This window comes from Colwellia sp. BRX9-1 (genome assembly GCF_014077195.1).
Taxonomy (GTDB): Bacteria; Pseudomonadota; Gammaproteobacteria; order Enterobacterales; family Alteromonadaceae; genus Colwellia_A.
The window spans coordinates 16,322-30,267 of the sequence record NZ_JACGVM010000018.1; the positions used below are offsets into that span (position 1 = coordinate 16,322).

General features: G+C 37.3%; 10 protein-coding genes. 4 read left to right on the top strand and 6 right to left on the bottom strand.

Annotated features, from left to right (window positions below):
• The first annotated feature begins 165 nt into the window (after positions 1-165).
• On the top strand, positions 166-2,763 hold the full coding sequence (locus tag H4J76_RS15245) for an EAL domain-containing protein (RefSeq protein WP_182218300.1): 2,598 nt from the start codon (positions 166-168) through the stop codon (positions 2,761-2,763).
• Here the strand turns inward: H4J76_RS15245 and H4J76_RS15250 are convergent.
• The 3 genes from H4J76_RS15250 to aroG all read right to left on the bottom strand — a co-directional run bounded on the left by H4J76_RS15250 (position 2,760) and on the right by aroG (position 5,724).
• The gene (locus H4J76_RS15250; protein ID WP_182218302.1) at positions 2,760-3,683 is read right to left on the bottom strand and encodes an ABC transporter ATP-binding protein; all 924 of its coding nucleotides are present in this window, start codon (positions 3,681-3,683) and stop codon (positions 2,760-2,762) included. The genes H4J76_RS15245 and H4J76_RS15250 overlap by 4 nt on opposite strands.
• Positions 3,680-4,492 carry a hypothetical protein gene (locus tag H4J76_RS15255; RefSeq protein ID WP_182218303.1) on the bottom strand — a complete coding sequence of 271 codons (813 nt, stop codon included), beginning with the start codon at positions 4,490-4,492 and terminating at the stop codon, positions 3,680-3,682. Before H4J76_RS15255 ends, H4J76_RS15250 begins: the two co-directional genes overlap by 4 nt.
• Before the next feature lie 179 nt (positions 4,493-4,671).
• Positions 4,672-5,724: a 3-deoxy-7-phosphoheptulonate synthase AroG gene (aroG, locus tag H4J76_RS15260; RefSeq protein WP_182218309.1), complete on the bottom strand. Its 1,053-nt coding sequence runs from the start codon at positions 5,722-5,724 to the stop codon at positions 4,672-4,674.
• A 304-nt stretch (positions 5,725-6,028) separates the two neighbouring features.
• Here aroG and H4J76_RS15265 point away from each other — a divergent pair, with 304 nt between their 5' ends.
• From H4J76_RS15265 to secF, 3 genes are all read left to right on the top strand, one after another.
• Entirely contained in the window at positions 6,029-6,466 is a 438-nt protein-coding gene (locus tag H4J76_RS15265; protein ID WP_182218305.1) for a hypothetical protein, read from the top strand.
• A 125-nt stretch (positions 6,467-6,591) separates the two neighbouring features.
• Positions 6,592-8,442 (top strand): protein translocase subunit SecD, encoded by a 1,851-nt coding sequence (gene secD / locus H4J76_RS15270; protein ID WP_404842401.1) that lies wholly within the window; start codon positions 6,592-6,594, stop codon positions 8,440-8,442.
• Entirely contained in the window at positions 8,439-9,359 is a 921-nt protein-coding gene (secF, locus tag H4J76_RS15275) for a protein translocase subunit SecF (protein WP_182218308.1), read from the top strand. Before secD ends, secF begins: the two co-directional genes overlap by 4 nt.
• 90 nt (positions 9,360-9,449) lie before the next feature.
• Here the strand turns inward: secF and H4J76_RS15280 are convergent, their stop codons facing one another.
• The 3 genes from H4J76_RS15280 to H4J76_RS15290 form a co-directional block, all read right to left on the bottom strand.
• Positions 9,450-9,971, bottom strand: coding sequence for a GNAT family N-acetyltransferase (locus H4J76_RS15280; protein WP_182217638.1), 522 nt, complete (start codon positions 9,969-9,971; stop codon positions 9,450-9,452).
• A gap of 58 nt (positions 9,972-10,029) precedes the next feature.
• Positions 10,030-11,214 (bottom strand): cystathionine beta-lyase, encoded by a 1,185-nt coding sequence (locus tag H4J76_RS15285; protein WP_182217637.1) that lies wholly within the window; start codon positions 11,212-11,214, stop codon positions 10,030-10,032.
• Between the two features lie 121 nt (positions 11,215-11,335).
• On the bottom strand, positions 11,336-13,849 hold the full coding sequence (locus H4J76_RS15290; protein ID WP_182217635.1) for a DNA polymerase II: 2,514 nt from the start codon (positions 13,847-13,849) through the stop codon (positions 11,336-11,338).
• Positions 13,850-13,946: the final 97 nt, after the last annotated feature.

Here is a 13,946-nt window from a genome sequence, read left to right on the forward strand (position 1 = left end):
TCTAAGACTTATCTAAGACTCATATAATAATACCTTACGTTATATATGTTAAAGCCTACTTTTAGACAGTAGGCTTTTTTATTTTATTAATTTCCTGCCTTTATTTGCGATATTCTGCTAAATTAACCTTATTAAACTTATCCCGCTATTCTTAAAATTATCCTTATGATCAAGTTACCCTCAAGTGTTTATAACAGTACCAAATTAGTCTTTATCCTAATGATTTCGCTGGTGTTAGCTTTTATTCTTAACAGTGTATGGCAGTTCATCAGTCATATCGATGATCTTTCTTTTAGTGAAGATTCTCCTTTAGTAACAAGTAATTTTAGCTACGCTATTGACCGTGACAATAGTTTAAATATCAAAACTCTCATTAAAAGCAAAGAGGCAGAAGCGCGATTCACTCCCTCGTTAGCTAATGACATTCCTTACGCATTAGGTCTTCAATCCTATTGGGTGAAAATTAATATTAGTAACAATACTCCAACCCCCCAAAGTGTTGTATTGCATGCCGATAACAGTCGTTTGGCTTTTTTTGATGTTTATAAAGTCAATGCTATTTTGGGAAGTACGACACAAATAGCTCAACAAAAACAGACGCCTGAGCAAGAAACCTTATTGGATGTATTTCCACATGTAGCTTTTGATCTCCTTGCAAAGAGTACGGCACAAGTTATTGTGCATGTAAAAAGTAATGGCGCACCAAATATCCCGTTAATACTTTATAGCAAAGACAATTTTGATAAACGTGCTGATTATGTGCAAATGACTTTTGGGATTTTTATTGGCATTATGCTTTTAATGGCAGCCTATAACTTTGTGCTATTTTTTGCGACAAAAGATAAAGTTTACTTGGTATATATTGGCTATTTATTATCTGCTTTTATTGTTATAGCTGGAGTAACGGGGTATGGATATCTAATTTTCTCAAAAAACATTCAATATATAATCCATGAGTACTCGTTATTTTTAGATTATTTTATGATATTTTTCTTGTTACTTTTCTCATTATATTTCTTACGTTATGACCAAATAAAAGGGAATTTTTATAAAGTGGGCCTAACATCTTGCCTACTGTTAATGGTTGTCGCTTTTTATTCATTGACCTTAGATCAAATTGCACAAACCAAACTGTTTTTTTCAATTCAACCGATATTTATTTTATATGCACTATTTATCATTTTTAGAAGACTGTCTAAAGATTTTGCCTGGGCACGATTTTATTTCATTTCATGGGTACCTTTTTTAGCTGGTGCGGCAATTCAACCACTCGTGTTATTAAATTATGTTGATTCGACATTCATTACACGTAATGCATTTCTATTTGCGGTGATGATTGAAATTACTTTTATGGCTTTTGCACTCGCTGAGCGGATGCGCAGGAATGAGCAAGATAGAATTCATGATATTAGTTACCATGATTTTACCAGATTACCCCGTAAGTCGATGCTTGAAAACGCGATGAACGAAATGAAAATTTCGGGTAAAAACGATTTTTGTGTATTAATAATTAAACCAGAACATATCGAACAAATATCACTTTATATTGATGATAAAGCTAACGCGGCTTTATTTAAACGCCTAAGTCGTCGCTTAAGCTCATTGTTTATTCATAATGATGCTATCGTAAAATTATCTTCTAACCACGAAAAAATTTGTTTTTTAGAAAATAACTGCCTGGCTATAATCGTTAATAACGAGAAAAATCAGCAAGACTTGCCTGTTTTGATCAAATCAATACAACAGCTTACCTCTGAGACATTTCAAATAGATGACCTTAAGTTACCCTTGTCAGCAGTAATTGGTGTCGCTAACCACCCAGAACATGGCAGTGCTAACTACTTATTGATTAATCATGCCCAGTTAGCGGTAAACGATGCGCAACTTGTCTATGGACGTTGGGCTTATTATCAAAGCGAAAAATCAGATCACACCAGTTACTTGCTCAAACTTGCCACCGATTTAAAAGAAGCAATAGAGAATGACACATTAGCTATATACCATCAGCCACAAATCGATCTTAAAACCTTACGTGTATGCAGTAGCGAGTGTCTAATTCGTTGGGAACATCCTCGTGAAGGTTTCATCTCACCTGACATTTTTATTCCTTTAGCCGAAGATTTAGGCCTTATTAATCAACTAACGTTATGGGTTATTAAGCGCGCTTTAGCACAGCATCAACAAATTTTAGTCAATAATAATCATATGGTCTCAATTAATATTAGTGGTAAAGATATTGCTCATGAGCACTTTTTTACTAATGCTCTAAGTATTATTGAAGAAAGTGGCATAGCCGCTGACAAAATAATTTTAGAGTTAACTGAATCGGCGTCAATTAGCCATAACAAGCAATCTCTTGAGTTAATCCAAAAATTAGGCGATTTAGGTTTTACTATTAGTATTGATGACTTTGGCACAGGATATTCATCCATGGCGCAAATTAGCCATCTTCCTTTTCAAGAGCTCAAAGTTGACCGACTATTTGTTGAGAATGTTAATGATGATCACAAACGTAAAACCATTGCTGAAGCTACCGTTAAAATGGCAAAGGGTTTAGGTTTAGAAGTTGTTGCTGAAGGTATTAATAGCCAAGAAGATGAAGACACATTGCGTAGTTTTGGCTGCGATATTGGCCAAGGCTACTATTACGCAAAACCAATGCCCATTGATGATTACCTTGACTGGTTGGCTTCACAAAACAATGGTCGAACACAAAAGCGTGTCGACCTTGATGGTGAGTTCATTCCTGCTGATAAAATCTAGAATAATCTATTTTCTAAAGTTTTACCGTTAGTTAATTGTGAATATTGCCATTTGTGTTGATGACAAAGCTTTAATATTTGTAAATCTAACGGTTCGCTTTCAGGAGAAACGATACCGGTAGTAATTAAAAACTCATTGTTTTGCGTCTGTTCAATATGCTGTACTTCGGCAACGCCAGCCATTAAAGGTAAAAAGTTATCGTACGCCTTCCTCATTCTAATTGTTAAGAAACCTTGCTGATCTTCGCTTTGCAAGTTTTGATGTTGTTTTAATTGTCCCTTCTCTATGTATAAGACTTGGCTACACAACCGCTCTAGTTCACTCAAATCATGAGAACTTAAAATAAAGGTAATTTCTGATGATAATGAAGCAACGAGCTGACGAACTTCTCGTGCATTTATCGGGTCAAGTCCAGCTGTCGCTTCATCCAACATAACTATTTCTGGCGAGCCAATTAACGTTTGGGCAATAGCAACACGTTTACGCATGCCATGTGATAACTCATCAGGCTTGGCTTTTAGTGTGTCAGCTAAGCCAACAAGCTCTAACGTTCTTTGTGCTTCTTTTTGTGCATTCTTGCGAGTTAGACCTTGCAGTTGGGCATAAAAGGTTAATTGATGTGCAATAGAAAAACGTGGGTCAAATTGAGCATCTTGTGGTAAAGCCGCTAATTTGCCGAATAGGTTGGCGTCTCCGGCCCTCAATCCTGCAATAGTGATAGTGCCGCTAGTGGGCAACAGGTAACCACATAAAAGGCTAAATAAAGTTGTTTTACCAGCACCATTGGGTCCAACTAAAGCAATAGGTTGCCCTTTTTCTATACTGAATGATACTTTGTCTAAAGCTAGATGATCGCCAAATGATTTTGAAAGATTATCAACTTGAATTAATGGCGCAGATTGGCTATTGAGTAAACTCATATTGATGCCCTCTTTAGTAGTTTATCCGCAACAAATAACAAGACAATCGTTTGTGATATTGGAATTAAATAATGGTAAAAATCGAGTCCATCTAATGAAACTACACTGCTAATTTGTGTACCCGGAAAAATAAAGTTAAGAAAAAGTCCACTGTCTAATTGAAATTGAATAAAACCTATCAATAGTGCTCCTATGGTATAAAACAAAATACCAGCAACAATACTCATTTTTGCTGAGGATAAAATACTATTAAAAAATGACATCAGAGCAATGAAAGGTAAAATTATAATTGCTAATTCAATAAACAAAACTGCAGCTTGTTTTAATGCCGGTAAAAACAAAGCATTATCGCGAACTGTGGCTAAAATAACACATGCCACTAACGTTAGTAATATAAGGCTAACAAGTGTAAGGAATTGACCTAAAAATCGTCCTAGCAGTATTTCACTGCGTGAGGCTCTTAACGTAATAAAACGAAGCGTTCCGCGAGCACGGTCGGAACAAGTTTGATCACTACTGACTAAAAAAGTGAATATTGGAAATGAATAAACCGCGACTAGCCAATAAATAGAAAATTCAGCAACGGGCCATTTCAACAAAGCACTTACTCCCAATGAACCAAATAAAGTACTTGCTGCCACCTTAAATCCATCGGAAAAAACCAGTTCAGTGGCTGAGCTGATCACATAAGTCAAAAGTATGAACCAAACAGCACAAAATGCCGTTAAGGCGATTAAGCCATTTTTAGTATTAAAAATACGCTTCAATTCAAATTGGGTGAGAATAGATAGTCTATGGATGTTCAACAAATTAACGCCTGCTAGTGATTATTTTTCAATACCATAAAGGCACAGCTAACAAAATGCGAGTGTTATTTTGTTTCAAACAGTGGCAATAACATCAGCGCTCGGCATTGAATTTACAAATAAAAAAGCCAATCAAAATTGATTGGCTTTACTAATACACTTAAAGAAGAGGGAAAATAAACTTAAGCTCTACGAGTAACGACTGACTCACTCAGTTGTGCCAACAAGACTTCTGTATCAGACCAGCCAATACAAGCATCGGTAATACTTTGACCATATGTCGCCACTTCTCCGTCAATCAGGTCTTGGCGACCTTCTACTAAGTGACTTTCAACCATGACACCGAATATATTGTCATTCCCGCCGCTAATTTGCTGACAAACATCATCGCAAACGAGCATTTGATTTTTAAACTTTTTACTGCTATTAGCATGACTAAAATCAATCATGATCTTGGTATTAAGTGAAGACTTCTCTAATTGCTCAGTCACAACTTTTACACTGTCTGCGTCAAAATTTGTCGATTTACCGCCTCGTAAAATAATATGACAATCTTTATTACCCGTTGTTTGAACAATAGCAGAATGACCATATTTAGTGACCGACAAAAAATGATGAGAAGCACTTGCTGCGCCAATTGCATCTATTGCCACTTTAATGGTGCCATCTGTACCATTTTTAAATCCGACTGGACAAGATAAGCCTGAGGCGAGTTCTCGATGAACTTGGCTTTCAGTAGTACGAGCCCCGATTGCTCCCCAACACATAAAATCAGCCATATACTGTGGTGTTATCATGTCTAAAAACTCACCCGCTGTCGGCATCCCCATATCATTGAGGTCGAGTAATAATTTACGGCCAATTCGAAGGCCGTCATTAAGCTTAAAGGTGTTATCCATGTAAGGGTCATTAATTAAGCCCTTCCAACCCACCGTTGTTCTTGGCTTTTCGAAATAAACTCGCATAACAATTTCAAGCGTGTCTTCATACTTTTTGCGCAGTTTAACTAGTCGCTGGCCATATTCTAATGCTGCATCGGTGTCATGTATTGAACAAGGACCAATGACAACGAGCAAGCGATCATCTTTATTATTAAAAATGTTACTAATGGCTTTACGTGCAGAAAATACCGACTTAGATGCTTCTTGAGAAGCTGGAAATCGCTCAATAAGTGCGATTGGAGGTAATAATTCTTTTATTTTACTGATGCGAACGTCGTCGGTTTGGTAGAACATAGTCATTTCTCTTTACTTCAATGCTAAAAAGTACAGTTATTGCACCGCTTAGAATTTATTTTCATTGTGTATGTCTAACTCGCTGGCTAGACTCCTAGATGGGTAACCCATCAACAACTTAGCAGTGTTAATCGGACAATACCAATAGAAAATGCCTTAAAAACAATATATCGATAATGTTGGCAACAATGGTGATTTTTCGACAATAATCAACGCGACTTTAGTCAATATATTTTACCTCTGCACTTGAAAAACAAATATTTTGCCACACATACACCATATTAATAATTAATTTACTTTTCTTATGTGGCGTACTTTTTCGATAACCCTGTTTTTATTTGTCTTAGCTGCCACGGCTAATGCTTTACCTATTGAAAATTCAGCTAATAGCGATTTAACTTTTTCTAGTATATCGACCATTGGAAAAAGTCACTCGCACCCGACATCAAACTTTTCGGTATTAATAGATAATATTGCCCCCGATGATGTGGTTAACTTACCGCGCTTAAATTTAATTTCCGCCTCTTTATTTATTAATGAAATACAAACCACGCCAAACTATCTTCTCGTTACTGAGTTTTTTACGCTAAAACTCTCTGCAAGTTTATTTAAAAATCTTGCAAACCCTCCTGCTAAACTTAATTGGTATGAACAACTCAGTCATCGTTCAAACTCTAATCGACTTGCTGGTTGGAAAGATGGCAATACGCTATACACAGCTCGCCTGACTTATCATTCATAGATTCATCATCTAACCATTATTAACTTATTTTTCCTTTTTCCCGTCACTGCTTTAACAGTGACCCTTGTTGCAGGCGCTTTTCTAAAATTTAGAGAGTAAATGTAGCAAAATTTCGAGATTTTATGATGAATTCACCTAGAAAAAAGCCATATCGTTACTTTACATGGCAAAACCTATTAATTATTTTCACCTTAGTTTTTTTATTAGTAAATGCCCTACCCAACATATATAAAGATAAAGTCACAATTGTCCTCTCACCTATTAATGCGAACGTGCAACAACTAACGACTAGTGAGCTTAAAGGTTTATTGAATAAGAACAACTTAACCGTTGATAAAATTCATACTATTGATAAGACAACGTCAATAACACTCAGTAATACAGCCGACATAGCGTCAGTTAACACACGTTTATCTAATGAGTTTAATCATTATCGGGTTGAGACCTCGGTGATAAGTGGCGTACCCTCATGGTTGCAATCATTCGACGCTAAGCCAATAAAATTAGGCTTAGATTTAAGTGGTGGAGTATTATTTGTACTTGATGTCGACACAAAACAAGCTTTATTTGACCGACTTAAAAACATCGCATTAGCAATAAAAACCCTTGCTATGGAAGAACGTATTCGAGGCGTTAGTGTTGTTCAACATAAGATTGATCTTACTAGTGATGCGGACAATCAAAACCTTTCGGTGAATTTTTCTAACGCTGACAAAAGTAAAATGGCTATACTTTTCACTCAAATAAAAGCAGCCTACCCTGATTTATCTCAACAAAAAAATCAAAATGACCAAGTGATCTTGTCATACTCCTCGCAAAAAAAAGCTCAATTTCGCCAAGAAACTATGCAGCAAACATTAAAAACGATGCGTGGAAGAATAGCTGAGTTGGGAATAACCGAAGCGGTTACACTTCAACAAGGTAAAAACCATATTCGTATTGAATTGCCTGGTGTTCATGATCCCGAGGAAGCAAAACGTATTATAGGTGCCACGGCATCACTTGATTTTTATCAGCTTGCCGAAAACTCAAATGCAGCAGGTATATTACGCATGGCGGACGAACATGGCAGAACGTTTACCTTAAACAGTCAGGTAGTTTTTTCAGGTAGTAATATCGAAAATGCTCGCGCAGGACAAGATCAAATGAGCATGCCTTTAGTCAACCTCACCTTAGATGCCTTAGGTGGTAAGAAGATGTCGCAATTTTCTAAGCAAAATATTGGTAATGCTATGGTGACGGTGTTTTCTGAGTTCTATCGAGATGCTGGTGATCAAATGGTCAAAAAAAGTAAAATAATTAATGTTGCCACCATTCAACAACACTTAGGTTCACAGTTTAGTATTACCAACATGCCCAGCCAACATGCGGCACAAGAACTGTCATTATTATTGCGAGCAGGTTCGCTAACAGCGCCAGTAACTATAGTAAAACAGCGCACCATTGAAGCGACACTCGGCGAAAATAATATCAAAAATGGTATAAAAGCACTGAGTATAGGCATGGGGTTTACTTTGTTATTCATGGTTTTTTGGTATAGAACTTTGGGGCTTATCGCTAATGTAGCGTTAACATTAAACTTAATAAGCTTACTAGGGTTGATGTCGTTACTCCCTGGGGCAGTACTAACACTTCCGGGTATTGCTGGTTTAGTATTGACGGTTGGTATGGCTGTAGATACCAATGTACTTATCTTTGAGCGGATAAAAGAAGAGTTAAAGCGTGGACATAAAGTGCTCTCAGCTGTTGAGCAAGGCTATAAAAGTGCATTTTCAACAATTCTTGATGCCAATGTAACCACCATGATCACTGGTATTATTTTATACACCATAGGCAACGGCCCAGTAAAAGGTTTTGCCCTTATTTTGTGTTTAGGTATTTTAACCAGTATGTTCACCGGCGTTTTTGTTTCTAAAAGTTTAACAAACCTTGTCATTCGAAAAAATAAAGCTCAATTATTAGGTGTTAATGTATGAAAAATTTTAAAATAAATAGCACGTCTAAATTAAGTGTTTTTCGCCTAGTGGGTTGTTTTATAGCTATGATTTTTGTTGTTATAGCGCTAGTAGGACTATTAAATAAAGGTTTAGCACTTGGTTTAGATTTTACCGGTGGTTACTTAACTGAATTTTCAACCGAGAAATCACTCAGTCAACAGGATATGAATAACTTACTCAGTAACTATCTTCCAGAAAGCTTTAAACTGACCTCTGCAGAGCAAGGGACTCATTGGAGTGTTCAACAAGCAGATAATAACGTCAGTTTACAAGATAAGGCATGGCTATCTGATTTTGCTGACAAAAATCAACTAAACATTAGCCCTCAAGATGCTATTTACATTGGCAGCCAAGTCGGAGAAGACTTAATTAACCAAGGTGGCTTAGCACTATTAACCGCAATCATTGTTATCTTAATGTATTTGTCTTTTAGATTTGAATGGCGTTTAGCTGCGGGGGCTGTTATTGCCCTTTTTCATGATGTACTTATTGTACTCGGGCTTTTTGCATGGTTTGGTATCCCCTTTGATTTAACAATATTAGCGAGTTTATTAGCTATTGTAGGTTACTCGTTAAATGACTCTATTATTGTCGGTGACAAAATCAGAGAAATAATGAAATCTACCCATGACACCACAATAGATGAAGTGATCAATCAAGCCATTAAATCAACCTTAGTGCGAACGATGATCACCTCAGGAACAACCTTAGTGACTATTATGGCTGTATGGGGTTTTGCCGGGGAGTCTTTAGCGGGGTTTTCTATTGCGCTATTTTCAGGGATTTTAGTGGGCACTTTCTCTTCTATTGTAATTGCGGCAACAGTGCCACAATTACTCGGGCTAACCGCTGATTATTATCAACAAAAAGAGCTAGAGGTTTGTCCTTTACCCTAATGTAAACGGTTTGAGAGGAAATTGGCAACACTAGGATATTTACACTTAAGTCCATATCCTAGTGTTAAACGTTACTGTCTTTAAAGTTGGTTACTGTTCAAAAATTGAAGCCAGTCTAACTTTATAAAGATTATTGGTTGACCCATAAAACTCTATAGTCTGTTCAAATACAAAACCAAGCTTTTTTAATAATACGTTAGAGGGAGTATTTTCTAGTGAGGTGATCGCGACAACATTTGCTGCATAATTATTGTCATAAGCAACTTTTAATACGGCTAATGAGGCTTCTCGAGCAAAGCCTTGCGAACAATATTCAGGTAACAAGGCATAACCTAAGTCAGGGAATTCCAATTCAGTCCGCTTTAACAAACCACAGAGTCCAATCGGTGTATTATCACTTTTCAAAGCGACTAAATTTAACCCAAAACCCTGTTCGCTATAGCTTGCTAGTGGACCATTAACTAAGTAGGCAATTGCATCTTTAGTCTCTCTAACCCCTTTATCACCAATGTTTTTAATAAAAGCATCATCATTCAATAATTGCAGAACAAATTCATGGTCCTGCTCATTCAGGTGCCTAATGGTTAACCTTTGTGTTGTGCATAGCAGCATGTAAATTCCAAACTTTTAACGCGTAAAGCCTAAGCTTTATTTTTTAATAAAATACTGTCTAAGATTTATTTTCTAAGGCAGTGTTCAATCTATCAAAGCCTCGAGCAAGGTCGGCAATTAAGTCATCAACATCCTCTAAACCTATATGCAGGCGAATTAATGGATATTCATAATTCCACTTTGTCGCTGTTCGCAAACGCCCAACATTGGTATTACCCAAAATTAAACTTTCAAAACCGCCCCACGAATAGCCCATTTTAAAATGTTCCATACCATCAAGTAAGGCATTAAGTGATTGCTTATCACCGCGGGTTAACACAAATGAAAACAAACCGTTAGCACCAGTAAAGTCACGCTTAAAATATTCATGGCCCGGACACGATTCGAATGCAGGATGAAGAATAACATCAACTTCTTCGCGTGTTGCTAACCAATTAGCCACTTTTAGCGCACTAATTTGATGTTGTTTTAAACGCACACCTAAGGTACGAATGCCACGCATTGCCAAATATAGATCATCGGGTGAAGTACATTGCCCCATCAGATAACTGTTTTCACGCAGTTGTGGCCAATACTCTTCAGTGGCTATTGCCGTACCTAACATCACATCTGAATGACCAACGATATATTTAGTCGCTGCTTGAATCGAAATATCGACACCATAATCAAAAGGTTGAAAATTAACCCCTGCAGCCCAAGTATTATCGAGCATAACCATACAGCCATGCTGGTGAGCAACTTCAGCTATACCGGGAACATCTTGAACTTCCATGGTAATAGAGCCAGGAGACTCTAAGAAAATAAGTCGGGTGTTTTCTTTAATAAGTCTGGCTATATCTCGGCCAATAGTTGGATCGTAATAAGTCGTTTCAACGCCAATATTGACCAATATTTTATCGCAAAAATCACGCGTGGGTTCATAAGCCGTATCGACCATAAGGATATGGTCACCGGTTTTAACAAACGAAAGAATAGCATTAGTGATCGCCGCAGTACCCGATGGATAAATGGCACAACCAGCGCCTCCTTCGAGATCAGTCATAGCATCGGCGAAAGCAAAAGCCGTTGAGGTGCCTCTTCTGCCATAGAAAAGTACTTGATTACCACGATTTGCTGTTGCGTGATTCATTTCTTTAACCGTATTAAAAACAACGGTTGATGCACGTTCTACTGGGGGATTAACAACGCCACGTGTCCATTTTGATTTTCGTCCCGCATTGACTATTTTGGTATCGTTGATCATGATCTTTCATCCTAAAACATAAAATTCATTTAGCCATCTAAATAGCTAACTCAATAAAGTCACCTTATGATCTTTCCAAGCATGATGCACGATTTATTTATATTAATTAAAACAGCAGAGGCTATTGAAACAAGTTCATTTGATCACTGGTTAATTTTTCGAAACTACTCCCGACAAAAGGTAAAATAGCATCAGCAACGGTCGCTAATTGCCGATCGATATAAAACTGGTAATCGAGTGGCGCGTTAACATAACCTTTTGCTTGCGGTCCAGAAGTCGTGATCAAGTACTCTATCCAACCACGTTGCTGATATTTTAGCGGTTGCTTATTTATCTTGTTTATATCATCGGCTAAACGTGCCGCTTTCACATGTGGAGGCACGTTTTTAACGTAATGATCTAACTGCCTACGAATGCGTTTACGATACACCAGTAAATGATCTAATTGCCCTGCTGATGTTTGAGTAACAATATTGCGTACATAGTCAGCAAAAGGTTCGCCATTAAATATTTTTAAATACAACTCTCGTTGAAAAGTTTTAGCCAGTTCAGTCCAATCGGTGCGGACGCTTTCTAAGCCTTTAAAAATCAATTCTGATGAGCCATTCTTTTCTACAATGCCAGCATAACGCTTCTTAGTACCGACATCTTGCCCTCTGATGGTTGGCATCAAAAATTGGCTAAAATGTGTTTCAAACTCAATTTCAAGTTGGCTTTCTATCGCAAATTCTTTTTTAAGCGTTGCTTGCCACCTAAGATTAATTTTATCTTGTAAGGTTTTACCCAGCTTTTGACATTGCTGGTGACTAAAATCATCGTCAACACTGACAAAAATAGAATCGGTATCACCATAAATAACTTGATAACCATCATCTTCTAGCCACATTTTAGTGGTGATTAATAATTCATGGCTTCGTTTAGTGATTGAGCCCGATAAACGTGGATCAAAAAATCGACATCCCGTAGAGCCTAAGACCCCGTAAAACGAATTCATAATAATTTTTATCGCTTGCGACAATGCCGCATTTTTATCTTTTTTAGCGATATCACGCTCTAACCACAACTCATTAATAATTTCAGGTAAAAAATGCTTATCTCTAGAGAAATAAGCACCATCAAAACCTTTGATACTAGTTTCAGGTGATTGTAAACCTTCAATTAGGCCCATAGGATCAATATTAAAACTTCGAATAATAGAGGGGTAAAGACTTTTAAAATCAAGTACTAAAACATTTTTATATAAACCCGGAATAGAGTCCATCACATAACCACCAGGAGAAATTAGCCCTTGCAAGCCATCGCCCATATTGGGCGCAATATAACCACTACGGTGTAATTTAGGTAAATATAAATTGGTAAACGCTGCCACAGAGCCGCCAATACGGTCTATAGATAAACCAGTTAGTTTGGCGCGCAAACGCGTGAATTCTAGTAATAGAGATTGTTCAAAGATCAGGGTAACTAAATGGCAATCTTCAAGGTTATAAGCGGCTAAAGCTAGCTTGTCATTGGTAAAGTTGTCGTTAATCTCTTGCATTCTATTGTCAACATCATCAACCTTCTTCCCTTTACCTAATAAGGCATTGGCAACAAAATCAAGGGAAAAACTTGGAAAGTTATAAGTCGCGTTTTTTAGTAAATCAATACCATCAAGGACCACTCTGCCAGCGACATCAATAAATTTTTGCTCATTTTGACTACCGCCTGCCGAACGTGTTCGCCAGCGAGGTGACTTATCATTGCGGCCGATATTAAAAGGGATATTATAAATATCACAGCGTTTTTGTAGCAAATTAAAATCAAAGTTAATCACGTTCCAACCAATAAAAATGTCGGGGTCGTGGATTTTTATCCAAGCGATCAGCTCAGCGAGCAACGCTTGTTCATTGTCAAGCCAAACGATGTGCTCTGCGATTTCTGTCGCCTCAGCGTCAGATAACTTGGACTGCGTTATTTTTGCTAAAAACTTGTTTTGATCACCGATCATCAAAACACATTTTATCGGCTTACCATCAGACATTTTATGAGAATGTAAGCCAATAGAATAAAGCTCCCCTGCCATTGAACACTCAATATCAAGTGATACCATAGTTAAAGCAATATCATCAAGTAACTGAGTCTTATCCGTTGCACGGCATTTGTCACTATAAAAGGTAGCAAAGTTAGTCTGTGAAAACTGTTTGGCAGATTCGGTTACCGATGAAGCTGTTAACCGAGGGATAAATTCAATACCAGCGGTAATAAAGCGCTCCATTAAAAAGCGTTCATCAGGGCGAAAATCGTCTTCATAGCATTTTATTTGGGCTTGTTTTAAAACATCGCGTGCGCGATAGAATTCACGCATCGTTGAAAAATAAAAGCCACTGACGAGTTGTTGATTAAAGGTTTTAAGCGCAAGCGGGGTAACTTTAGCCGTTACTATTCGCTGCTCCGACAGGAGACTTTGCGCGAGTAGTTGCTGCGTTTGTTCAACAAAAAATAATGCCTGTTGATTTTGCACAATAACATTAACAGCACCTTGAAGGGTTTTAACCCATAAAGACAATTCGATACCTTGTTTGGTATCATAGGCTTGACGGGTTAATAAAAAGCCATAATTCAAGCTAGGCGTTAATTTTTCTACAGTTAATGACATTAATTATTTTAATTCGTTGCGGATAACGATAAACTGTTAATACATACAGCAGTATATACTCATCCTATTTGAAGATACAGGATTCAGCCTATTTAAC